Here is a 22,805-nt window from a genome sequence, read left to right as displayed (position 1 = left end):
GGAAATCCTTGTGATGCAGAGGGAAAGGGTCAGAACTCGATGCCCGCCTGGGCTTTCACCCCGGCGCGGAACGGATGCTTGATCTGGGCCATTTCGGTAACTAGATCGGCCGCCGCGATCAGTTCATCGGGCGCGTTGCGGCCCGTCACGATCACGTGCTTCATCGCCGGGCGCGCGGTCAGCACGGCCAGCACGTCGTCGAGCGGCAGATAGTCATAGCGCAGCACGATGTTGAGCTCGTCGGCCAGGACCATGGCATAGGCCGGATCGGCGATCATGCGCTCGACCTCGTCCCAGGCGGCGCGGGCCACAGCCACATCGCGCGCGCGGTCCTGCGTGTCCCAGGTAAAGCCTTCGCCCATCGGCTTGAAATCGACATGGGCGGGAAAGGCATCGAACACGGCCTTTTCGCCCGTGGTCATCGCGCCTTTGACGAACTGCACCACGCCCACGCGCTGGCCATGGCCGATGGCGCGCACCACCATGCCCATGGCCGCAGTGGTCTTGCCCTTGCCCTTGCCGGTGTGGACGATCAGCAGGCCCTTTTCCTGGGTCTTGGTGGCCATGATCTTGTCGCGCGCGGCCTGTTTCTTGCGCATCTTGTCGGCGTGGCGCGCGTCTTCATCACCAGCTTGCATCGCCCGTTTCCTTTTTTAGCAGATAGATGTCCATGATCCAGCCATGCTGCGCGCGCAGCGCGGCACGACGGGTGAGAATGCGCGGGGCCACCGCCGCCAGCGGCCCACGCTCCAGCGCCTGATGCGCCATGCCGAGGTACGCGCCCCACCAGATGGTGATGCCGGCAGGGTCCAGCGTGGCAAACGCGCCGCCGGCATCCAGCATGACGACGAGATGGTCAGCCCCCGCCGGCCAGCCATGGGCGCGCAGCAGGCGGCCGGTAGTGATCATGACCGGCCCGGCCAGCGGATTGAGCGGGATAGCATGGGCGGCGGTCAGCGCCGCGATGCTGGTGATCCCCGGCACGACCTGCACCGCCAGCGCCGCACCCTGCCCCATCAGCCGCGCCGCGATGCGCAGGCTGCTGTCATAAAGCGCGGGATCGCCCCACACCAACAGCACGGCGCGGCCGCCCTGCGGCAGGGCCTGCGCCAAGGTTGCCTGCCACACCCGCGCGATGGCGTCATGCCAGGCATCCACTGCTGCCGCATAGTCGCCGGCGCCATCGCGCAGCGGCATGGCAAATTCGACGATCGGCACGGCCCGCGTCAGCACCGCCGCGCAGATCGTGCGGCGCAGATCGATCAGCCCGGCCTTGTCCGCGCCCTTGTCGGGCAGCAGGATCACGTCTGCGCCATTGATCGCGCGCACCGCCGCCAGGGTAAGGTGATCGGGATTGCCCGTGCCGATCCCGATAAGATCGAGCTGGATCACGCGGCCCCCGCAATCATGTGGAAGAACGTGCCCGTGACCTGCCCGCGCCGCGATCCGCTTTCCGCCACGGCCGCGCCGGTGGCATCGGTCACCGTGGCCAGTGGCGCATCGCCTTGGGCCAGGATGGTACAATAGTGGAATTCGTGGCCGCGCAGCGCGGTGCCCGCCGCCATGCTACCCACCGGCGCCAGCAGCCGGGCCGCGCGATAGCCCAGGTGCAGGCGCCGCTGGGCATGGCTGGTTTCCAGGGCCAGCAGCCCCGCCATGGCGTGGCGCGCGCCGGCCTTGTCGACAAGGCCCTGGCCCAGCACCATGTAGCCACCGCACTCCCCGTGCACCGGGCGGGTCTGCGCGTGGCGGCGCAGGCCCGCCAGGAATGTCCCCGCCGCCGCGATCGCCCCGGCATGCAGCTCGGGATAGCCGCCGGGCAGCCAGACGAGATCGGCATCGGCCGGCGGCGCTTCATCGGCGAGCGGCGAGAACGGCAGGATCTGCGCGCCAGCCGCCTGCCAGCCGTGCAACAGGTGGGGATAGAGAAACGAGAATGCCGCGTCGCGCGCTACGGCAAGGCGCTGCGCCGGGGGCGGCGGCAGGCCGTGATTTGCCACCGGCGCCAGACGCTTTCCGCGCGCCAGGGCGATCAGCGCCGCCAGATCGACATGCTCGCGCACGAAGGCCGCCATTTCATCCAGACGCGCGGGCAGATCAGGATGCTCGACGGCTTGAACCAGGCCGAGGTGCCGCTCTGGCAAAGCCAGGTCTGCGCGGCGTGGCAGGGCGCCCAGCACCGGCATGCCGATCGCCGCCATGCCGGCGCGCAGCAAGCTTTCATGGCGCGGGCTTGCCACCTTGTTGAGGATGACGCCGGCCACCGGCAGCGCGGGATCGAACCGCGCAAAGCCCAGCGCCGTCGCTGCCGCCGATTGCGCCTGGCCCGATGCATCGAGCACCAGGATCACCGGCCAGCCCAGCCGGCGCGCCACATCGGCACTGGCGCCATTGCCGGTGGCGCCCACGCTGGCCACGCCATCGAACAGGCCCATCGATCCTTCGGCCAGGGCCAGATCGGCGCCACCGGCCTGGCTTGCCAGGGCATCGATCAGGCCAGGCGCCATGGCCCAGCTATCGAGGTTGAACGAGGCGCGCGCGCAGGCCGCCTGGTGAAACGCCGGATCAATATAGTCCGGCCCGTTCTTGAATGGCTGCACCGCCAGCCCCTGGCCATGCAGCGCGCGCAGCAGGCCCAGCATCAGCGTGGTCTTGCCCGCACCCGAACTGGGCGCGGCGATCATCAGGCCCGGCACGCTCATGCCCGCGCCCCGCCGCTTTCGCCGCCATGCTGCGGGCGAAAGCGCCGATCATAATCGGCGGCATAGAGGCTGCTTTCGGCAAAATCAGTAGCGCCCAACACGCGGCCGACCAGGATCAGCGCGGTGCGCTCCATCGTGCCGGCCACGGCGGCCTCCACGCTGTCCAGGGTGGCGCGCACCACGCGCTGATCGGGCCAACTGGCGCGCCACACCACCGCCACCGGGCAATCGCCGCCATAATCGGGCAGCAGATCGGCCACCACTTGCGCCAGGTTGTGGATCGACAGGTGAATGGCCAGCGTCGCGCCGGTCTGGGCAAAGGCCACCAGAGTTTCGCGCGGTGGCATCGCACTGGCCCGGCCCGGCGTGCGGGTCAGCACCACCGACTGCCCCAGGGCAGGCAGCGTCAGTTCGCTTTCCAGTGCGGCGGCAGCGGCGGCAAAGGCGGGGACGCCGGGCGTGATGGTGAAGGGAATGCCTAGCGCCCGTAAGGCCCGCAGTTGCTCGCCCAGCGCAGACCACACCGACAGATCGCCCGAATGCAGCCGCGCGACATCGTGGCCAGCGGCATGGGCCTGGATGATATGGTCCATGATCTGGTCAAGCGAGAGCGGCGCAGTGTTCACGATGTGCGCGCCCGGCGGGCAGTGGGAGAGCAGTGCCGTGGGCACCAGCGACCCGGCATAGAGGCACACCGGACACGCGGCGATACGATCGCGCCCGCGCAAGGTGATGAGATCGGGCGCGCCGGGGCCGGCGCCGATGAAATGGATCGTCATCGTTCAGTTTCCTGGGCATGGCCCTGGGCAACGGCGCACGTGGCCATGCGATCGGGCGAGATCTGGCGGGGGCACAGCAGCCGCGCACCTGGCCCTGCTGCGGCCAAGGCCGCCGCTTCGGCCAGGCTGCCAGTGCAGCGCGTGCGCAGGCTGGCGGCAGATTGCGTGGCCGTGCCGCAGCGCTGCACGGCATCGGCCGCCACCGGGATCAGCGGCAGGCCCAGCGCGCGCGCCAGCGGCGCCAGCGCCGGGGCCTTGTCTGCCGCCGTGGCCAGATGCGTGGCGGCCGGCAGTCCTTCCTGCGCCAGGGCAAAGGCCGCGCGCAGGGCCCCAAGCGGGGCGCCCGCGCGAAAGCCCAGGCCGGCGACGATCTTGGTCATCGCACCACGCTCCACTGCACGATCGGATAGCGCGCCTTCCAGCCATGCCGCGTGCCGAGTGGCGCGGCGTCGGCCAGTTCGATCCGCAACAGGCTGCCGCCAACGCGGCCATGCCAGGCGGCAAGCAGGGCTTCGGATTCCAACGTCACCGCGTTGGCGACCAGCCGCGTGCCGGCCGGCAGCCGTGCCCACAGCGCATCGAGCAGCGCGGCCGACAGCCCACCGCCGATGAACACCGCATCGGGCGGCGGATCATCGGGCAGGCACGCCGGCGCACGGCCGGTGATCACGCGCAGGCGATCCACGCCCAGTGCCACGGCATTGCCGCGCGCGCGGGTGGCACGCTGCGGATCGGCCTCGATCGCCACGGCGCGGTTGGCGGGATGGGCCAGCAGCCATTCGATGCCGACAGAGCCAGAGCCGGCGCCGATATCCCAGAGCAGTTCACCCGCGCGGGGCGCCAGCGCCGCCAAGGTGAGCGCACGCACCGTTGCCTTGGTGATCTGGCCATCGGCGGCAAACAGCGCATCGGGCCGTCCGGGCGTGACCGGCAGGGCCAGCCCCTGCCCGGCAACGGCAATGCCCACCGCCACGGGATGGGCGACATCGCCAAGGGCAAAAGCCTGCGCCTCAAAGCAACGCACCCGCTCGCGCGGGCCGCCCAGCGCTTCGAGCACGCATAGCGTGCTGGCGCCAAAACCCAGCGCGACGAGATAGGCGGCCAGGTCTGCCACCGCCGCGCCATCGCGCAACAGGGCAATCACGCGCTGGCCGGGCGCGAGATGCGGACGCATGCGCGCCAGCGGCGCGGCGTGGAGGCCCAGGCACGCGCAATCCTGCACTGCCCAGCCCAGGCGCGCCGCCGCCAGGGAAAACGTCGATGGCTGCGGATGGGCCAGCCATTCGTGCGGCGCGAGGTGGGTGATGACACTGCTGCCGGCACCGAACCAGAATGGATCACCCGATGCGAGCATCGCCACACGGCGCCCACGCAAAGCGAGCAATTGGGCGACACCATCGGCAAAGGGCACTGGCCATTCCACCGCCGTAGCCTTAAGCGAGCCCAGCAAGGCCAGATGGCGCGGCGGGCCGATCACCACCTCGGCCTCGTCCAGTTCGGCCAAGGCCACCGGGGACAGGCCGTCGCGGCCGTTTTCGCCAAGGCCGATGATCGTCAACCATGCGCGCAAAGGGGTATCAGCCATGGCCAATGTCCTGCTGCTGGGCGGAACGAGCGAGGCCAGCGCACTGGCCCGCCTGCTTGCCGCGCAAGGCATTCCCGCCCAGTTGAGCTATGCCGGGCGCACCCAGGCCCCGCTGGCGCAGCCCTTGCCCACGCGGATCGGCGGCTTTGGCGGCGTGGCCGGGCTGGCCGCCTATCTGCAGGACCACGGTATCACCCACCTGGTCGATGCCACCCATCCCTTTGCCGCGCAGATCAGCGCCCATGCCATCGCCGCCGCCGCGCAGGCCGGGGTACCGCTTATCGCGCTCACCCGCCCGCCCTGGCAGGCGCAGCCGCAAGACCGCTGGACCATGGTGCCAGACGTGGCCGGCGCCGTAGCGGCCCTCGCTGGCCCGGCGCGGCGTGTGATGCTGGCGTTGGGGCGGCTGCACGTGGCCGATTTCTTGGCCCAGCCGCAGCATGACTATCTGCTGCGCTTTGTCGATGCGCCCGCCGCACCGCCGCCCGTGCCGCGCCATCGCCTGGTGGTGGACCGGGGGCCGTTCACCGTGGCCGGCGATCTGGCGCTGTTGCGCGACCGGGCGATCGACGTGGTGGTATGCAAGAATGCCGGCGGCAGCGGCGCGCAGGCCAAGCTGATCGCCGCGCGCGCGCTGGGCCTGCCGGTGATCATGATCGACCGGCCGTTCATCCCGCCGCGCCACGAAGTGCACGATCCTGCGCAAGTGCTGGACTGGATCGCTCATGGCGCCACCCCGCCCGCGCTGCGCGGGGTGTAGAGCAGCGGGCCAGCGGCACGCGCCACGATCCGCGTCTGGCTCGATCCCACGATGACCACGGTGCGCATGTCGGCCATCTCGGGCCGCGCCTGGGCCAGCGAGACGATGCGTAGGTCTTCCTGCGGGGTGGAGACGGCGCGGGCAAACAGGATCGGCCGCTGCGGGCCGCAGCAAGTGCGCAGCAATTCCAGCGCGCGGGCAAAGCCCTGTGGCCGTGCGCGCGAGCGCGGATTGTAGAGCGCCATGGCAAAATCGGCCTCTGCCGCCAGGCGCAGGCGCCGCGCGATCATGTCCCAGGGCTTGAGATTGTCAGACAGGTTGATCGCGCAGAAATCGTGGCCCAGCGGCGCCCCGGCGCGGGCGGCAGCGGCGAGCATGGCGGTAATGCCGGGCAGCACGTCGATCGCCACATCGTCCCATGATGCCGGGCCGCTTTCCAGCACCTCGAACACGGCGGCGGCCATGGCGAATACGCCGGGATCGCCCGATGAGACCAGCACCACGCGGCGGCCCTGCGCCGCCAGATCGAGCGCATGGGCAGCGCGTTCGCGTTCGACGCGGTTGTCCGACGGATGCAGCACCAGGCCGGGGCGCGGCGCCACACGCGCGACATAGGGGATATAGCCCAGCACATCGGTGGCGGCATCGAGCGCGGCGCGCACCTGCGGGGTGATCATCGCCTCGCTGCCCGGGCCCAGCCCGGCGATCGCCAATGTGCCCGTCATGGCCGGCGCCCCTGGCCGTGGATCAACAGGATCGAGAAATAGGGCGTGACGGCTTGGGCCTCGCCCAGCGGCGTAACCCGCTGGCCGGGCATGGCGGCATGTTCCACCAGCCAGGCCTCCCCCTCGCGCCCGGCGGCAGCCACGGCGCGGCGCAGCTTGGCCAGGTGACGGCCGATCTTCATCACCACCAGGGCATCGGTATCGCGGATGCGGCGGGTCAGTTCCGCCTCGGGCAGGGTGGCCATGGCCACGGTGAGCACGTCATCGCCCCAGGTGATGGGCACGCCGGTGGCATTCCACGCGCCCGCCATCCCGGTGATGCCCGGCACCACCTGCACGGGCACCTGCCCCGCCAGGCGGCTGTGCAGGTGCATGAACGAGCCATAGAAAAACGGGTCACCCTCGCACAGCACGACCACGTCTTCGCCGGCGCGGGCCAGATCGGCCAGGCGAGCGGTGCACGTGGCATAGAACGCGGCGAGACATGCGTTGTAGCGCGGATCGCTGACCGGGATTTCGGTGGTGACGGGGTATTCCATGGGAATTTCCACGGCATCGGCGCGCAGCAGGTCTGCCGCGATGCGCCGCGCCTGGCCCGGCCGCCCGGCCTTGCGAAAATAGGCGATGTGGCGTGTGCCGCGCACCAGCCGATCCGCGCGTACGCTCAAAAGATCGGGCGCGCCGGGGCCCAGGCCGACGCCATGGATCGTGCCGATCGCGCCAACCGGCGCAAGGACTGGCGCGGTCATTCCGCGTCGCTCGCCAAGGCGTTGATCGCAGCCACGGTGATTGCGCTGCCGCCCAGCCGCCCGTCAACGATGCAGCACGGAACGCCGTGCCATGCCCACAGCGCGGCCTTGGATTCAGCCGCGCCGACAAAGCCGACCGGGCAGCCGATGATCGCCGCCGGGCGCGGGCAGGCTGGGTCTTCCAGCATAGTCAAAAGGTGGAACAGCGCCGTGGGCGCATTGCCGATCGCCACCACGCTGCCACCCAGGCGCGGCCGCCACAGTTCCAGCGCGGCGGCAGAGCGGGTATTGCCCATGGCCTGGGCCAGGGCCGGCACGCTCGCATCATGCAGCGTGCACAGCACCGGATTGGCGGCCGGCAGGCGCGCGCGGGTAACGCCTTCTGAAACCATACGCGCATCGCACAGGATCGGCGCCCCGCCGCGCAGCGCGGCGCGCGCCGCCGTGGCGAAATCGGCGGAAAAGCGGATGTGCGGCGCCAGGTCCACCATGCCCGCCGCATGGATCATGCGCACCGCCACTGGCTCTTCGGCAGGCGAAAAGCGCGCCAGATCGGCCTCTGCCCGGATCATGGCGAAAGACTGGCGATAGATGGCCGCGCCATCGGTTTCATAGACATGGGGCATTGGGCAGCTCCGCACTGGGGCAACTTGCAAACTGGTCGAGCACTTGCTGGGCAGTGAGCGGCGCCTGGCACGGCGGCGCGCCAGCGGCGGCATCACGCGCCAGGTCGAACCGGCCATCGGCGCGGCCGGTGAGCACAAGATCGGTGGCGCGGGTGCAGGCGCAGCCCTTGGCACAGCCCGATACGTGCAGCGTGCCGCGCACATGCGGCGCCAGGGCGATGGCAAGATCGCGCGTGGGCACATGCGCCTGCGGGCAGGCCGGCGCGCCGGGGCATGCTTCCACCCGCAGCAGCGGATCGGCCGGATCGGCAATCAGGCCGGGCACGGCATCGCCGCCGGCGCCTTCCACCACCAGCAGACGCCAGGGCGTGATGCGCAGCGCTTGGGCGCCGGGTTCGGCCAGCGCCGCGTCCAGCACCGGCGCTGCAACCCGGCCGAATGGCGCGCCATGCACCATGCCGAGCGCGCAAGGCCCTGGCCGCCAGGCCGGCGCCAACGCCGCTGGAAGATCCTGCCGAGCCGCCCACGCGGGCAGCGGGGCATGATGGCGCGCCATGCGCCCCTGCCCGCCGCTTTGCACGAACCAGCGGGCCAGCGCGATCAGCCCATCAACCTCTGCCCCGGGCGCCAAGGCCACGCCATGGGCGCGCCCAGCCGCGCGCAGGATCAGGCCGCCATGCCTGCCGCGCTCGACTCGAAAATCGCCCGGTTCTGCCAGCAAGACCGGCGCCGCGCCGGCATCGATCACGAACCCGGCCTTGGCCGGCAGCGCGGGCAGTTCATCCAGCCGGGCAAGCAAGGCCTGCGCGATGCGCTGCGTGTCATCACCATCGCGCCAGCCAGGCGCCACCAGCAGGTTGCGCCGCGCCTCTGCCAGCGGATCGGCATCGACCAGGCCCAGCGCCAGCAGATCAGCCAGCGCAGCCTGCCAACCCGCGTGATCGAGCCCGCGCAGTTGCAGGTTGCCCCGCCGCGACACATCGATCAGGCCATTGCCATGCTGCACGGCCAGCGCGCTTACCGCTTGCGCAGCATCGCGAGACAGGCGCGCCAGGCGCGGCTTGATGCGCAGCAGCAGGCCATCTCCCGCCGCCATCGGCCGCCAGGCATCGGGGCACCAGCCCGCCACGCAAAAGCCGCTCATGCCCTGCCCCCGGCGTGATCGGCCAGATCAGCCAGAATGGCGTTGCGCCGCGTGGCCCACAGGCCTGCGGCATGCAGCGCGGCAAAGCCCTGCTGCATCGCGGCCAAGGCGCCAGGGTTCTCGCGCGCCAGGAATGCGCGCACGGCAGCATCACCCAGCGTGGCCTGGTAATAGAGATCAAACAGCTGCGGCGGCACACTGCCGGGGGCAAGGTGGGCAAAGGCGCCCAGATGATCGAGCGTGGCAGCCAGTTCTGCCCCGCCGCGAAAGCCATGGCGCATCATGCCGGCGATCCAGCCAGGATGGGCGGCACGGGCGCGCACCACGCGGGCCAGTTCCTCGCCCAAGGGCCGCGCCACGGGCCGCGCGGGGTCGCGGCTGTCGAGGTGATAAAGCGCCGCCCCACCCCCGACCACCCCCTGCGCCGCGGCAAAGCCGGCTTCGTGTGCGGCATAGTCGGCGGCGAGCAGCAGATCGGTTTCGGGCAGATCCTGGGCGTGGACAAAGGCGCCGGCCGCCGCGACCCGGGCGCGCAGACCGGCCGGGTCTGCCTGCGGCGCGGCGGTATCAAAGGCGTGGTCCGATGCCGCCAGCCAGGCTTCACCCGCCGCGTGGCGGCCGGCGGCGTCATAAGTCTGCGCCGTCTGCCCCATGCCCAGGCCATAGCGCCCCGGCGCCGGGCCATAGACCCGCGCACCTGGCGCCTTGCCGACAAACGGGTTCCACTCCGCCGGCTCGTCGCGCGCGGCCAGGGCGCGCACCGCCTGCCCGAACAGCACCGGCAGCAGCGGAAAGGCATCGCGCAGCAGGCCCGAAATACGCAGCGTCACATCCAGACGCGGGTGATCGAGCCGAGCGATCGGCAGAATCTCGATCCCCGTCACCCGTTGCGAGGCGGCATCCCATTCCGGCCGCGCGCCCAACAGGTGCAGCGCCATGGCAAATTCCTCGCCACCGGTGCGCATCGTGGCCGAACCCCACAGGTCCACCACCACGGCACGGGGATAATCGCCGTGGTCCTGCAAGTGGCGGCGCACCAGTTCCTGCGCCAGCACCACGCCTTGCGCATGGGCGGCGCGGCTGGGCACAGCGCGCGGATCGACGGCATAGAGATTGCGCCCGGTGGGCAGCACATCAGCCCGGCCGCGCCACGGCGATCCGGCCGGCCCGGCCGCAACCCGGCGCCCGTCGAGCGCGGCCAGCACGCCATCGCGCTCTGCCCCGCCCTGCGTGCCGCGGCCGAATATGTGCAGGCCATCGCCATACTGGCTGTCCTTCACGTCGCAGACAAAGCGGTCGATCCGGGCAATCGCTTCGGCCGGGGTAGCAGTAGGATCGATGCCCAGCTCTGCCTCAAGCCCTAGCGCCTGCGCCTGCGCGCGGATGGCCACGATCAGCCGGTCGCGCCGCGCCGGATCAAGGCCCACCGCGCCGGAAAACTCGTCGAGCAGCGCCTCCAGCCCGGCCAGGCCCGCGCCGCTTTCCGTGCGCCGCAGCGGCGGCGGCATGTGGCCCAGCGTGACCGCGCCGATGCGACGCTTGGCCTGGGCCGCCTCGCCCGGATCGTTGACGATGAACGGATAGATCACCGGCAGGCTGCCGATCAGCGCCTCGGGCCAGCAGGCATCCGACAGCGCGACGGCCTTGCCCGGCAGCCATTCCAGCGTGCCATGCGCGCCCATGTGCACCAGGGCGTCGATCCCTTGCGCGCGCAGCCACAGATAAAACGCGACATAGCCATGGCGCGGGCAGCGCGACAGATCGTGATAGGCCTCGTCGCGCCCGGCCAGATCGCCGCGCTCGGGCTGCAACGCCACCAGCGCTTGCCCCGCGCGCAACGCGGCAAAGTGGAACGCGCCATCGCGAACCGCCGGATCATCCTCTGGCGCGCGCCAGCTTTGTGCCAGATCGGTTTGCAGCGCGGCGGGCAGCTGCACCAGCGCGGCGCGATAGGCGGCCAGCGGAAAGGCCAGCGTCTCATGGCCAAGCCGGTGGGCCAGGTCACCGGGCGGCGCCACCGCATACCCAGCGTTGGCCAGATCGGCGAGCAGCGCTGTGGTAGAAGCCAAAGCATCAAGGCCCACCGCATGGGCCATGGCATGCGCCTTGCCCGGATAAGTGGACAGCACCAAGGCCAGGCGCCGCTGCGCCACGGGGCGCCGGGCCAGCGCGATCCAGCCAGCCACCCGCGCCACGATGGCATCGATCCGCGCCGGATCGGGCCGGTGCATGTGGCGGGCAAAGCCGAGATCGGCATCCTGCGCGCAGGGTTCCTTGAAACTGGCGACGCCGGCAAACAGCCGCCCGTCAATCTCTGGCAAAACGACATGCATGGCCAAGTCTGCCGGCGCCAAGCCGCGCACCGCCCCGGTCCAGTTTTCGCGCGTGCCGGTGGCCAGCGCCACCTGGAACACCGGCACGCCGGCCAAGTCCAGCGGGCTCTGCCCGGCATCGTCCTGCGCGGAAAAGGCCGTGGCATTGATGATCGCGGCCGGGCGCAGCCGGCCGAGTTCTGCCGCCACCACCGCGCGCGATTGTGGTTCCTTGAGCGAGGTGACGTAAAGCCCCTGCGCAGCCAGGCCTGCTTCCTCCAGCGCGGTGATCAGCGCGGTTACCGGCGCAACATCGCGCGCGGTGAGATAGGCGCGGTAGAACACGACCAGCACCAGCGGGCGCGCGGCGTCCACCGCCTGGCCATGGGGATGCCACAGGCCCGCCGCCGGCAGCGGCGCCACCGGCGCGGCAAGCGCGGTTGCGTTCAGCGCCAGCCCACCCGCCTGGGCCAGCCGCACCAGCGCGCGGTGGGCGGCATCGGCCCCGCCCGCCTCACACAGCGCGGCCAGATCACCCAGAATTTCGCGCGGCAAGGTAGAGGCTTCGTCAAGCTGGGGATCGGCCCGCCCGTCTGCCGGCAGCACCGCCAGCGCCACGCCGCGCGCGCGCGCCAGGGCCGCCACCTGCCCCAGGCCATAGCGCCACCACGAAACCCCGCCGATCAGGCGGATGAGAATGGCCCGCGCGCCAACCAGCGTGCGATCGATATAGGTATCGACCGACAAGGGATGTTCCAGCGCGGCCAGATTGGCCAGGCGCAGCAGCGGGAACGCCGGATCGGCCTGGCGCGCCAGGTGCCAGCCAGCGGCAAAGGCGCCCAGGTCGCTGTCGGAAAACGACAGGACGACGAGCGGCGCCGGCGCCTGCCCCAGATCCTGGGGCACGGCCGTTTCCTCAAGCCCGTGGCTTTCGCGGAAGATAACGTGCATGGGCCCGCGCCGCCGCTCAGGCCGCCAGCACCGCCTTGATGGTTTGCGGGTCGAGCCTGTCGCGCTCGGCAATCGCCACCAGTTGCCCGGTGCGCGGCTCGCCCGCCTGCCAGGGCCGGTCATACTGGTGGCGCACCCGCGCGCCCACCGCCTGGACCAGCAGGCGCATCGGCTTGCCCGCCACGGCGACATGGCCTTTCACGCGCAACACGCCGTGCTCTGTGGCCAGGCGGGCGATGCGCACGGCCAGGTCGGCCGGATCGGCCACTTCGCCCAGCGGCACCACGGTGCTGGCAAAATCGTCGTGCTCGTGATCGTCGGCGCCATCGTGGTGCGACGGGCGGGCGGCGATATCGTCTTCCGCTGCGGCGTTCAGCCCCAGGATGACGCGCGGATCGGCCGCGCCTTCGGCCAGGTCGATCACCGGAACCGCGCGCGGCGCCGTCTCAGCAATGATCACCCGCGCCTTGGCCAAGCCCTCCGGCCCGGCCAGATCGCCCTTGGTCAACAGCACCAGATCGGCGCACGCCAACTGGTCTTCAAACACTTCGGCCAGTGGCGTTTCATGATCGATACCCGGATCGGCGGCACGCTGCGCGTCGAGCGCGGCGAGATCGGGGGCAAAGCGGCCGGCGGCCACCGCCTCTGCGTCGGCCAGCGCCAGCACGCCATCGACGGTGATGCGGCTGCGGATCGCCGGCCAGTCAAATGCCTTGAGCAAGGGCTTGGGCAGCGCCAGCCCCGAGGTTTCGATCAGGATGTGATCGGGCCGGGGATCGAGCGCAAGCAGGCGTTCGACCGTGGGGATGAAATCATCGGCCACGGTGCAGCAGATGCAGCCATTGGCCAGTTCGACGATGTTTTCGGCCGGACAATCGGGAATGGCGCAGGACTTGAGGATATCGCCATCCACCCCCAGCGTGCCGAACTCGTTGACCACCACGGCCAGGCGGCGGCTGCCAGCGTGGCGAATCAAGTGGCTGATCAGCGTGGTCTTTCCCGCACCAAGAAAGCCGGTCACGATGGTGACGGGCACTTTTGCCAGATCCGGCATGCACAAAACCCTTCCGCGGCGCCAGGCGAGCGACACGGCAGGGCTTGCCGGAAAACGATCCGGCCAGGCGCGCGGCAGCGGGCCGGCGCACGAAAGCGCCCACCACAACGCAACCCGTGCAGCCCCAGCCGCACAAGTCTTCGTCGCCCAGACGGAAGTATTACCGTGCCCGGACCATCCCCTGGATCAAGGCAAGAGCGACCAGTGCGCCGGCAGGTCTCCTGGCTCGTGGGTCAGGGCTTGATGCACGCCTTCCCAGGCCCGCTTGGGGCCCAGTGGCCATCCCCGTCTTGCGGGGACCAGTGCATCGCGCTCGCCACTTACAGTTGCAGGGACAGCTGCGGACTTGGGGCAAAGCCCCGCACCGCATTCCCGATTAAGCCCCTCTCGGGGCACCGACGCGATCTTTGCAAGGCACCGGCCGAAACCGCTGCCTGCGCTGCCCTCCTAGCCGAGTTCGCCGGCCAAGCCAACCGGGCATGACATCAGATTGCGCGAACCACCTCGATCTCGTCCAGCCGCTGCCAGCGATAGATCGCCGCACTGGCCAGCCAGCACAACGCGAACAGGGCAATGATGGCAAAGCCCAGCCCGTTGAAATTGCCGGCAAGATCGGCCGCCAACCGCCATGGCGCGCCAGTCAGGCCCAGCTTCTGGCCGATCAGTGCGGCCGCCTCGATCCCGCCGATCACGATCGCCACCAGCGCCGAAACCAGCGTGATGGTGATGTTGTAATAGAGCTTGCGGATCGGCTTGACGAAGGCCCACTCATAGGCGCCAAGCATGACCACACCATCGATCGTATCGATCAGCGCCATGCCCACCGCAAACAGCGCGGGCAGCACCAGGATCGTGCCCAACGCCAGGCCGCTCGCCGCCTGGCTGGCGGACAGGCCGAGCAGCGCGACTTCCGTGGCCGTATCGAAACCCAGCCCGAACAGAAAGCCAAGCGGCGTCATGTGCCACGATCGCGTGACCAGGCGAAACATCGGGCGGAACAGGCGCGACAGCAGGCCCCGGCCCGACAGCAGCAGGTCAAGGTCTTCCTCCACATAAGCGCCCCCTGCCCGCACATGGGCAAAGGTGCGCCACACGCCGCGCAGGATCACCAGGTTCATCGCGGCAATGGCAAACAGGAACAGCGCCGATATCGTTGTGGCGATCATCCCGCCCACCTCGCGAAAGGCGCCAAACCGGGCGAGTGCCGTGGCCGTCAGCGCCACCAGGATCGAAGCGATGGCGATGATCGTGGCGTGGCCCAGGGCAAACCACAGGCCCACGGCGATCGGCCGCTGCCCCTGCTGCATCAGCTTGCGGGTAACATTGTCGATCGCGGCGATGTGATCGGCATCGACCGCGTGGCGCAGGCCAAGCCCCCAGGCGAGCACGGCGGTGCCCAGCATCAGCGGCTGATCATGGAACAGGCCCAGCGCCCACAGCCAGGCAAGGGCATTGGCCAGCAGGAGCGCCGCCAAAAGAGCAGCGATACGCCGGCGCAGCGAGGGCGCGGCCGAACGGGCCAGCAGGCGGCGAACAGGAAAGGAAACAGGCACGAGCGGAATACTCCGGCCAGAATGGCGACGGAGCCGGACGCATGACACCACGCGCACGCCACAAGGCGCCCACGCAGCCACACGCCGGCCAGGCGGCGTCGCTCTGACGGAACGAACCGTGCCGCGGCCATCCCCTGGACCAAGGCATGAGCGACCAAGCGCCGGCCGGTCTCCTGGCTTGCGGGTCAGGGCTTGATGCATGCCTTCCCAGGCCTCGCCCGTCTCGGCGTCCGGCCCAGTGGCTGCCCTCCCCGCCGATATCGGGAAAGGCGGTATGCATCGCGCTCGCCGCTTACAGTTGCAGGGACAGCCGCGGATTTGGGACGCCATGGCCCCGCACCGCATTCCCGATTGAGCCCTTCCGGGCACCGGCGCGATCTTTGCCCAGCGGAAAACCCGCCAGGTCCGATGGGCATAGCCAGCCGGCAGCGGCGGTGCAACGCCCACGCGATGGTGGCACTGCGTTTTCGGTGGTTGCGAGTTACGGCGCGCTGGACAATGATCGGCTCTGCCCGGCATCACCGCCGTTGCAGGAGGCCGCGCAGGATGATTCCAGCCGCACGCATCGCGCATTATCGACGGGCAGCGCACCTGGCCCCGGCCGTCGTCATCGTTGCCGCCATGCTGGCCGCACGCCTACCGGTGGCGCAAAGCCACCCCGCGCTGTCCTTGTGGCTTTGCTTGTGGCTGGCCGCCGATAGCCTGCTGTTGTCACGTATCATCCGCGATGGCGCCGGCCGTCCCGACGTTCGAACCGTATGCGCGACGCTGGCAGGCGCCTGTTGCCTCGTTAGCATGGCCGCGCCGCCGGCCCTGCGCGCCGCCTTGCTGGCCATGCCCGGCACGATGGCGGCCATGGCGCTGGCGCTGCTTGCCCACCTTGCCCTCGCCGGTAGGCAGGCGCTGGCTATCGTGCGCCGGGGCGGCACGGCCGCGCGCTGGGAAAGCGTGGCCGCACAATTCCTGCCCCCTGCCCTGGTGCGCCTGGCCCGCGCGGAACTGGCGGTGCTGCACATGGCCCTGTTGCGCTGGGGAGGACCGGCCGACGTTCCACCCGGCGCCCGCGCCTTTGCCTATCACCGGCACCTCACGCCGATGGCGATAACGCTCCTGTCGCTCTCGGCCATCGAAGCGGCGGTCTATCACATCTTTCTGGGCCACTGGAGCCGCCTGGCGGCCCTGGCGATGTTCGTCGTCAGCGACCTGGGGCTGGTCTACCTGGTGGGCGTGGTCAAATCGTTCCGCTTTCGCCCGATCCTGCTGGAGGCAGACAGCTTGCGCATTCGCGCCGGGCTGCTCCTCGACGTGGCAGTACCGCTCAACCGCATCGAGAGCGTCAGCATGGCCATCGACGGCGCCGACGTGCGCGATGCCGCCACGCTCAATGCGGCGCTGCTGGCCTGGCCCAATGTAATCGTGCATTTGTGCGCCCCGATCGATCATCACCGCCTGCTGCGCCGCCGCCGCATCAGGCGCGTGGCGTTCCGCCTGGATGAGCCAGAGCCGTTCGTGCGCCTGTTGCAATGGCGGCTGGGCCAGCCCTGAACCGCGCAGATCACCCTGCCGGTGGCAGGCGGCGGGCCGGGGCAAACGCCCATTGCAACGTGCGTGCCATGGCCATGGCGCCACCGCGCACGATGGGCATCGCCGGCAGCGACAGGCGGCGCCCGTGCAGCGCCTGCGCCCAGGGCGGCATCAGGTCGACCGCCGCCTGGAACAGCAGGTGCTGGGCCGGAGCGGCGGCCAGCGACGGCGACGGCTGCGACAGCACCATGCGCGCGACCTGCCGTGTGCGCTGATCCGCATGCAGTTCAGGGCGAAAGGAGGCAATGAGTGCCTCGGCTTGCGCGCGCGTTTCCGGCACCGGATCGGCGCCAAGCCGGCGCGCCACCACACCCGCCTCGCGCATATAGGTGTCCTGGTCGGCGGTTGACATGCCGGGCTCGCCATAGGCGATCCACGCATCGAGAAAACCGATAGCCTCGCACACGTGCACCCAAGCCAGCAGGTGTGGGTCGCTGGCGCGATAGGGCGTGCCGTCGGCCAGGGTGCCTTGCACATATTCGTGCACTGCCCGCACCTTGTCGATCGCGGCATCTGCCTGCCCTCGTTCTGCGTAAGTCGTCACGGCAATGAACCGCGCGGTGCGGCGCAAGCGGCCCAGCATGTCCTTGCGGAAAGTGCTGTGGTCCCACACGCCAGCCAGCGCTGCCGGGTGCAGCATTTGCAGCAGCAGCGCCGTCACGCCCCCGATCATCATCGTGGTGACATCGCCATGCACCCGCCAGATCACCGAATCCGGCGCAAACAGCGCATCATTCGAACGCACGATCGGGCTTTCGCCCTTGGCCCGATCATGGAACAACGCCTGCACCCGCCCGACAAGCAGTCGCCGCAGCGTTGCGGCAGGGCCAAGATCACGGCGTGAGGTCATGCCCAAGGGTTTGCCGCAAGGCCACGTGCAGCGCCAGCGCAAAGCCAATGCAAGGACACGGCCATGCGGGCAAAACACTGCGCACTTGGCGACAGCGCACTTGCGAGGCGCCGTTATCGCTGCTGAATATCAGGAAAAGTGGTAGCGGAGGAGGGACTCGAACCCCCGACACGCGGATTATGATTCCGCTGCTCTAACCGACTGAGCTACTCCGCCCCAGGTCCGCGCCGCGTCTGGCGACGCGCGGTAGGGCGGCCGATTAGGCGGCGCGGGCTGATCCGTCAACCTGCTTTTTTCCAGCGATCCCGATGTTCTCCACAGGCTTGCGCATGGCCGTTGTGCGCTCAGCCAGCCTTGGCAAGCACCAGTTGTTCGGCCAGCGCGTCCAGAACCGCCAACCGCTGCTTCTTGAGCGCTTCCACGTGCTGGTCAGAGCTGGGCGCAACCTCGCTCTCGATCCGGTGCACCGCATGGTTGAGCGTGTGATACTCCTCGACCAGGCGGTGCACATGCGCATTACCGAGCTTGAGCGCGTGCAACAGCGCGGCATCGTCGGGAAAGGCATCCTTGAGATCACCGGGCACGTGGGTCATCGCTTGCTCCTGCAAAGGTGTTCGTGCACGCGATCATGCCGGCCTGGGCACGCGGCGCATTGCGCTCCATCAAACCGGCATGGCCATGGCTGTGCAGAGATATCCACAAAAACCCGGCAGCGCGTGCAAAACCCATTGCAATCCCGTGCGTGCAAAGCTAATCGCCCGCCAGCCCACACGGCAGGGCCGCTTTAGCTCAGTTGGTAGAGCATCGCATTCGTAATGCGGGGGTCACAGGTTCGAGTCCTGTAAGCGGCACCACGGGTTTCTTCCCAAAACGTCTCAACGCATTGATTTGGCTAGATTTTCGGTCGATTTTGTCTTCCGGATGTTCTCGCTTTGTCCCAGGATTTCTCACCACTTTTTACGCCAAGTGGGGGCATTTCTGGGGGAAACGGGAGCCTAGCAAAAGGCGTTGCCCCCAAATGTCGCTTAAGGCTCTGCAAATAAACGGGTTTTCGGCTTCAAACTCCCCCTACCGCAAGCCCGACGAAAAAGGCCTCTATCTTGAGGTCCGCCCCTCTGGCGCGAAGATCTGGTACTTCAAATATCGCCTCCACGGCGTCGAGAAGCGCCTGTCGCTCGGCCAATGGCCGGACGTCGGGCTGAAAAAGGCTCGCATCCTGCGTGACAAGGCGCGCGATTTGATTCGCGATGGCGGCGATCCGGCCGTCGAGCGCCGAAAGAAGAAGATCGAGGCCCGCCTGCACGCCAGCAACACGTTCCGCGCCGTTGCTGAGGATTTCATCAGCGTGCGGCTGGAACGCAGCGGCAAGGCGCCCGCAACCATCACCAAGGCGCACTGGTTCCTCTCTCACCTCTCCCATACTGTCGGACACCTACCGATCGCCGACATCACACCACCGGACTTGTTGAACGTCCTGCGCAAGGTGGAAAGCGAAGGCAAGCGCGAGACGGCCCGCCGCACCCGTGCCTTCGCCAGTCGCGTGTTCCGCCATGGCGCCGTTCTGGGGCTCTGCAAAAACGATCCAGCCGCCCTCCTCGACGACGCCCTCGCCGCTCCCCTCGTCAAGCACCGTGCTGCCGTCCTCGAGCCGCGCAAGCTCGGCGTGCTACTGCGTGCCATCGATGAGTTTACCGGCACCGAAGTGGTCAAACTGGCCATGCAGATTCTGCCGCATGTCTTCCTGCGGCCGGGGGAATTGCGCTTTGGCAAATGGGATGAGATCGACTGGGAGGGTGCCGTCTGGCGCGTCCCTGCCGAGCGCACCAAATTGCGCCGGCCCCACTCTGTCCCGCTCTCGCGTCAGTCACTGGAATTGCTGCGGTCCCTGCAGGAGCGTACCGGGCAATTACCCTACATGTTTCCTGGCCAGCGCAAGTTTACGGTGCCGATCTGCGAAAACGCGATCAACCTAGCCTTTCGTCGCATGGGCTTCGATCAGGATACCGTCACGGCCCATGGTTGGCGGGCTACGGCCAGCACGCTGCTCAACGAAAGCGGGTTGTGGCATTTCGACGCAATCGAGCGGGCCTTGGCTCATGGGCATTCCAACGCCGTGCGCGGCACTTACGCCAGAGGGCAACACTGGGACGAACGCGTAAAGATGGCGCAGTGGTGGAGCGATTACCTGGATGGTCTGAAGCGGTCCGTAGAGTGAGCGTAGCTGGGCAGCCGATCAAAGGCTGCCCAGCTTACGGGAAGGAAACGACCAGACCCGGCCGTTCGCATTCACTACGGTGAACGTCCGGTACCGACAGTAGCTGCCAATAGACCCGATCAAGTTGATGGTCCGCAACGCGCCAAAGCTGGTCATCCCCGAACCTCTGAGCCGTCCCAGATTCCGGTCAGTTCGGTTCGGCGTGGCCGTGCTGGCGACGCGGGACGCCTTCCTAGCCGCTCCTTCCCATCCGCCAAGATGCTGGCTCCGCTCAAATAAACGACTGAAAAACCTCGCATACATCAGGTTGCGGTGATCGCTCAGTACTGTGAAAAATCGCCCTTTGTATAAATTGCGGGGCTGAGGTTGCGCTCGACCGGGAGGAGCATAAAGTTCTAGGATCTTGAAGCAGCGTGGTCGGCGATGCCATAGATCAATCATGATTGGCGAGGATGGTGATGACCAACCGTTTCTTCGATGTAGAAGACTATCCGCGCGAGATTCCAAGGCGCGTCTACGCAAGCTACGATCAGCATGCTGACGGGCGCATCCTTTTCGAAGCGATCGATGCGGCTTGGTTTGACGAATTCATGGGCGATGGTGGGAATGCCGAGCGTTGGCTCGAAACCGCCTCGGGCGCGCCTCTTTCCGTCCTTGATACGCCAAGTGACATTTATCAGCGCGCGAACCTTGCCCCGCCTTCGAGCGATGACGAGGACGATGATGGCCCGACTGAATGGGTTCAAATTGACATAGATGCAGGGGGTGACGACGTCATCCTTTATGCCGGACTATTTGCCGAGGGCATTCGTGTCGGTTTCAGCAAGGTCAGCGCGGTGCCGGCGCGAGTATCGGCAAGCCTATCTGCCGCCTTCGATCTTGCCCCCCATGTTGCTCCCGAACAGAAGATCAGATTTGCTCTTGCTGGTCTTTCTGCCGCCATTGAATGGGTCGCCGTCTATGACGTTGGGCAGGGTTCAGCCAACGGTCTTTGCGATGCGGCAGCGATGCCGCTCGCCTATTTTGATCTAGGTGGAGGCGTGCTGGCGAACACGTCATCCTTTCCCTCGACCCTCACCAACATCTGTTTGACGCATAAGCCGCCCATCATTCTGTCGCACTGGGATTGGGACCATTGGTCGTCGGGCCTGCGCTTCAGCCAAGCGACTAGCATGACCTGGCTAGCCCCAAATCAGAAGCTCGGCGCCGTCCATTCCGCGCTCGCTACATTGATCGTAAAAAATGGTCAGCTCCTGATCTGGCCTGCCGGCCTGACAGGATTGACGATTGGTCAGGTCACTCTCGAGAAATGCACAGGCGTGAAGGGGCGGAACAACACTGGGCTTGCGACCCTGGTCGATGGCCCTCCTGGCGAGAAACCAATCCTGCTAACAGGTGATGCGCGCTATTCAGTGATCCCTAGCGGTCTGGCTGATTGCCATGCGGTAGTCGTGCCCCACCATGGTGCTGACATGCGTAATAAGGCGACTCCGACCTGCGTTGGTCACGTCGCTTCTCGAGCGGCCTATTCATACGGCGCCGGCAACACGTTCGCCCATCCGCGTTCCACGACTTACGATAATCACCACGCTAACATGTGGCCGCACCGGCATAAGAATCCAGCTACCCCGATCGACCGCCACACGCCCGACTTACGCCCGGCCGCCGGTCACATCGGCCTTTCGTGGTCTGCCACCGCTCCGCTTCCAAAGCTGGCATGCCCCGGATTTTGTTCGCTGGCGCTCGCGCAGCGATAGTGTTCGCCTAGGAGAGATAGAATGAACGTGAACACGTCCGTGAATCTGACACCGGCGGAGGAGGCGGAACTTCAGGAGGTTCTCCGCTGCACGCAGGCCGAACTCAATGCCCGGATGGCGGAGTTTGGCCGCGCTGCACTTCGCGAATATGTCGATATGCTTCTTGGTCAAGCTGTCCTTCGCAGCCCCGATAACCGCGAGCATCGCTTACTGCTGATAATCACGGAAGCCTTCAATGGTCGGATTCCGAAGGCGGCCGACATAGGCCGGTGGTTCAATCTGACGAGTACGGGTGCTAGTTCACTAATCCGCAAGCTGCTTTCGCGCTATCGCTTGCGGCTTGATCAGCCGATCCGCGATGCCGTCATCGCGCTGCTTCAAGACTGCGAAGCGGAGGCCGACGGCTTTCGTCATGTCACTGTGACGAATCCCATCGTCATCGAATATCTCAATGACATCCTTGCCGAACGGAATGGCGATCTTAAACGGATCCTCCGAGAAGCGGGGACTGGAATGAGCTATCTCGTCCCGGAGGACAGTTATCTTGAGCTTGCGGGCGTATACCACCCGTGACCGACGAAGTCGCCAATATCATCGCCACCGCGAGCCTGCTGCTCGCAGTGGTCACGGTACTCCTCGGGCTCTGGTTCGGAGACGTGTCCAAAGCGATCGACGAGACAGAACCCAGGCTTCGTGCGGAGCGAGCGACCCTCCGTAAAAGGTTAGCGCGTACCTTCTGGTCAAAAGCACTTCCGCTCGCCGTCGGCTCGACGGCTATCGCGGCCATCTTCCTTCCGCGATTGATCGATGTCGCAACGTCGTCAGCGGGACTTCGGGGGCAGGATTGGCAATATGACGACATGAAAGCGGCCTTTGCGGCAACCGAAGTACTGCTCGTGCTACTGTCCGCGGCAGCGATGTCGTTGTCGATAAGACTGGGTCGGAAATGCCTTAGCCTCCGGTGAGTGCCTTAGACGTGTCGGGAGACGACCAAAGCCGGTCGTTCAGATCAGCCACCGTGGATGGCCGCTTCGTGGTAGAACCTGCTAAGGAGCATATCTAAGTGGACTGTCAGCGAGGCGCCCCAACATCGGACGTTCAGCTGGGAGATCTCGGTCTCGAGAAGTAGCGTGACTCGCACGAGCACGGTGTCAGATACAGAAGATGCCAGAAGCGCTCGACGCGTCGTCGGCACATATCTATCGGTCGGCATGAATGCGATCATAGTTGGCGGGTGAAGGCATGAAGTATGGGTTCCGGCTGCTATCCGTCTCTGGCAGCCTCGTAAGGCACTCGCGCTCAGCGGGTCGATACCAAGCTCAAGAGCCGATCGACGTAGAGCTGGCGCCTCCCGACGAGAGTGTGGCTTCGTCGTGGGTATCGGTGATGATTGGGAAAAACGGCGTTGGAAAGAGTCGTTTGCTGGCGGCGATCGCCGACATCTTCGACCGTATCAGCC

21 protein-coding genes, 2 tRNA genes and 2 riboswitches are annotated in these 22,805 nt (G+C 67.6%); of the genes, 7 read left to right on the top strand and 16 right to left on the bottom strand.

Annotated elements, in window-relative coordinates:
- Nucleotides 1-29: 29 nt before the first annotated feature.
- The 6 genes from cobO to SCA01S_RS00105 are packed head-to-tail and all read right to left on the bottom strand — an operon-like array spanning nt 30 to nt 5,066.
- Nucleotides 30-638 carry a cob(I)yrinic acid a,c-diamide adenosyltransferase gene (cobO, locus tag SCA01S_RS00130; protein ID WP_062781645.1) on the bottom strand — a complete coding sequence of 203 codons (609 nt, stop codon included), beginning with the start codon at nt 636-638 and terminating at the stop codon, nt 30-32.
- Entirely contained in the window at nt 625-1,392 is a 768-nt protein-coding gene (gene cobF, locus SCA01S_RS00125; protein ID WP_062781642.1) for a precorrin-6A synthase (deacetylating), read from the bottom strand. The genes cobO and cobF overlap by 14 nt, the downstream gene beginning before the upstream one ends.
- Complete coding sequence (locus SCA01S_RS00120) at nt 1,389-2,702, bottom strand: cobyrinic acid a,c-diamide synthase CobB (RefSeq protein WP_062781639.1); 1,314 nt, start codon at nt 2,700-2,702, stop codon at nt 1,389-1,391. Before SCA01S_RS00120 ends, cobF begins: the two co-directional genes overlap by 4 nt.
- On the bottom strand, nt 2,699-3,481 hold the full coding sequence (cobM, locus tag SCA01S_RS00115; protein ID WP_062781636.1) for a precorrin-4 C(11)-methyltransferase: 783 nt from the start codon (nt 3,479-3,481) through the stop codon (nt 2,699-2,701). Before cobM ends, SCA01S_RS00120 begins: the two co-directional genes overlap by 4 nt.
- Nucleotides 3,478-3,861 (bottom strand): cobalamin biosynthesis protein, encoded by a 384-nt coding sequence (locus tag SCA01S_RS00110; protein WP_062781633.1) that lies wholly within the window; start codon nt 3,859-3,861, stop codon nt 3,478-3,480. The genes cobM and SCA01S_RS00110 overlap by 4 nt, the downstream gene beginning before the upstream one ends.
- Nucleotides 3,858-5,066 carry a bifunctional cobalt-precorrin-7 (C(5))-methyltransferase/cobalt-precorrin-6B (C(15))-methyltransferase gene (locus SCA01S_RS00105; protein WP_062781630.1) on the bottom strand — a complete coding sequence of 403 codons (1,209 nt, stop codon included), beginning with the start codon at nt 5,064-5,066 and terminating at the stop codon, nt 3,858-3,860. The genes SCA01S_RS00110 and SCA01S_RS00105 overlap by 4 nt, the downstream gene beginning before the upstream one ends.
- Here SCA01S_RS00105 and SCA01S_RS00100 point away from each other — a divergent pair.
- On the top strand, nt 5,065-5,826 hold the full coding sequence (locus tag SCA01S_RS00100; RefSeq protein WP_062781627.1) for a cobalt-precorrin-6A reductase: 762 nt from the start codon (nt 5,065-5,067) through the stop codon (nt 5,824-5,826). The two genes, SCA01S_RS00105 and SCA01S_RS00100, sit on opposite strands and share 2 nt — an antisense overlap.
- Here the strand turns inward: SCA01S_RS00100 and cobJ are convergent.
- The 7 genes from cobJ to SCA01S_RS00065 all read right to left on the bottom strand — a co-directional run bounded on the left by cobJ (nt 5,790) and on the right by SCA01S_RS00065 (nt 14,940).
- Nucleotides 5,790-6,551: a precorrin-3B C(17)-methyltransferase gene (gene cobJ, locus SCA01S_RS00095; protein ID WP_062781624.1), complete on the bottom strand. Its 762-nt coding sequence runs from the start codon at nt 6,549-6,551 to the stop codon at nt 5,790-5,792. The two genes, SCA01S_RS00100 and cobJ, sit on opposite strands and share 37 nt — an antisense overlap.
- Entirely contained in the window at nt 6,548-7,300 is a 753-nt protein-coding gene (gene cobI, locus SCA01S_RS00090; RefSeq protein WP_062781621.1) for a precorrin-2 C(20)-methyltransferase, read from the bottom strand. Before cobI ends, cobJ begins: the two co-directional genes overlap by 4 nt.
- Complete coding sequence (locus SCA01S_RS00085) at nt 7,297-7,926, bottom strand: precorrin-8X methylmutase (protein WP_062781618.1); 630 nt, start codon at nt 7,924-7,926, stop codon at nt 7,297-7,299. The genes cobI and SCA01S_RS00085 overlap by 4 nt, the downstream gene beginning before the upstream one ends.
- Complete coding sequence (locus SCA01S_RS00080; RefSeq protein WP_062781615.1) at nt 7,910-9,070, bottom strand: ferredoxin-like domain-containing protein; 1,161 nt, start codon at nt 9,068-9,070, stop codon at nt 7,910-7,912. The genes SCA01S_RS00085 and SCA01S_RS00080 overlap by 17 nt, the downstream gene beginning before the upstream one ends.
- On the bottom strand, nt 9,067-12,333 hold the full coding sequence (gene cobN, locus SCA01S_RS00075) for a cobaltochelatase subunit CobN (protein ID WP_062781612.1): 3,267 nt from the start codon (nt 12,331-12,333) through the stop codon (nt 9,067-9,069). The genes SCA01S_RS00080 and cobN overlap by 4 nt, the downstream gene beginning before the upstream one ends.
- Before the next feature lie 16 nt (nt 12,334-12,349).
- Nucleotides 12,350-13,387: a cobalamin biosynthesis protein CobW gene (gene cobW / locus SCA01S_RS00070; RefSeq protein WP_062781609.1), complete on the bottom strand. Its 1,038-nt coding sequence runs from the start codon at nt 13,385-13,387 to the stop codon at nt 12,350-12,352.
- Between the two features lie 194 nt (nt 13,388-13,581).
- Nucleotides 13,582-13,802: riboswitch (cobalamin riboswitch) on the bottom strand.
- Nucleotides 13,803-13,872: 70 nt separating this feature from the next.
- Entirely contained in the window at nt 13,873-14,940 is a 1,068-nt protein-coding gene (locus tag SCA01S_RS00065) for a HoxN/HupN/NixA family nickel/cobalt transporter (protein WP_084390681.1), read from the bottom strand.
- A 146-nt stretch (nt 14,941-15,086) separates the two neighbouring features.
- A riboswitch (cobalamin riboswitch) is annotated at nt 15,087-15,328 on the bottom strand.
- 158 nt (nt 15,329-15,486) lie between these two features.
- On the opposite strand from SCA01S_RS00065, the gene SCA01S_RS00060 reads away from it, so the two are divergent.
- Nucleotides 15,487-16,485: a hypothetical protein gene (locus SCA01S_RS00060; protein WP_062781606.1), complete on the top strand. Its 999-nt coding sequence runs from the start codon at nt 15,487-15,489 to the stop codon at nt 16,483-16,485.
- A 10-nt stretch (nt 16,486-16,495) separates the two neighbouring features.
- Here the strand turns inward: SCA01S_RS00060 and SCA01S_RS00055 are convergent, their stop codons facing one another.
- The 3 genes from SCA01S_RS00055 to SCA01S_RS00045 form a co-directional block, all read right to left on the bottom strand.
- Complete coding sequence (locus SCA01S_RS00055) at nt 16,496-17,374, bottom strand: oxygenase MpaB family protein (protein ID WP_062781603.1); 879 nt, start codon at nt 17,372-17,374, stop codon at nt 16,496-16,498.
- A 139-nt stretch (nt 17,375-17,513) separates the two neighbouring features.
- Nucleotides 17,514-17,590 (bottom strand) — tRNA-Met (locus SCA01S_RS00050).
- Between the two features lie 128 nt (nt 17,591-17,718).
- Nucleotides 17,719-17,967 carry an HP1242/YdcH family protein gene (locus tag SCA01S_RS00045; RefSeq protein WP_062781600.1) on the bottom strand — a complete coding sequence of 83 codons (249 nt, stop codon included), beginning with the start codon at nt 17,965-17,967 and terminating at the stop codon, nt 17,719-17,721.
- A 185-nt stretch (nt 17,968-18,152) separates the two neighbouring features.
- Between SCA01S_RS00045 and SCA01S_RS00040 the strand changes: the two genes are divergently transcribed.
- From SCA01S_RS00040 to SCA01S_RS00020, 5 genes are all read left to right on the top strand, one after another.
- Nucleotides 18,153-18,228, top strand: a tRNA-Thr gene (locus SCA01S_RS00040).
- A 164-nt stretch (nt 18,229-18,392) separates the two neighbouring features.
- Nucleotides 18,393-19,589 (top strand): tyrosine-type recombinase/integrase, encoded by a 1,197-nt coding sequence (locus tag SCA01S_RS00035; protein WP_062781597.1) that lies wholly within the window; start codon nt 18,393-18,395, stop codon nt 19,587-19,589.
- Nucleotides 19,590-20,041: 452 nt separating this feature from the next.
- Nucleotides 20,042-21,346, top strand: a complete 1,305-nt coding sequence (locus SCA01S_RS00030; RefSeq protein ID WP_062781594.1) for a ComEC/Rec2 family competence protein — start codon at nt 20,042-20,044, stop codon at nt 21,344-21,346.
- Between the two features lie 21 nt (nt 21,347-21,367).
- On the top strand, nt 21,368-21,919 hold the full coding sequence (locus tag SCA01S_RS00025; RefSeq protein WP_062781592.1) for a hypothetical protein: 552 nt from the start codon (nt 21,368-21,370) through the stop codon (nt 21,917-21,919).
- Nucleotides 21,916-22,311 (top strand): hypothetical protein, encoded by a 396-nt coding sequence (locus SCA01S_RS00020; RefSeq protein WP_062781589.1) that lies wholly within the window; start codon nt 21,916-21,918, stop codon nt 22,309-22,311. Before SCA01S_RS00025 ends, SCA01S_RS00020 begins: the two co-directional genes overlap by 4 nt.
- Nucleotides 22,312-22,805: the final 494 nt, after the last annotated feature.

The sequence above is a fragment of the Novosphingobium capsulatum NBRC 12533 genome (genome assembly GCF_001598375.1).
Taxonomy (GTDB): Bacteria; Pseudomonadota; Alphaproteobacteria; order Sphingomonadales; family Sphingomonadaceae; genus Novosphingobium; species Novosphingobium capsulatum.
Note: the sequence above shows the minus strand (reverse complement) of the source record. Positions and strands in the feature narration are given on the sequence as shown.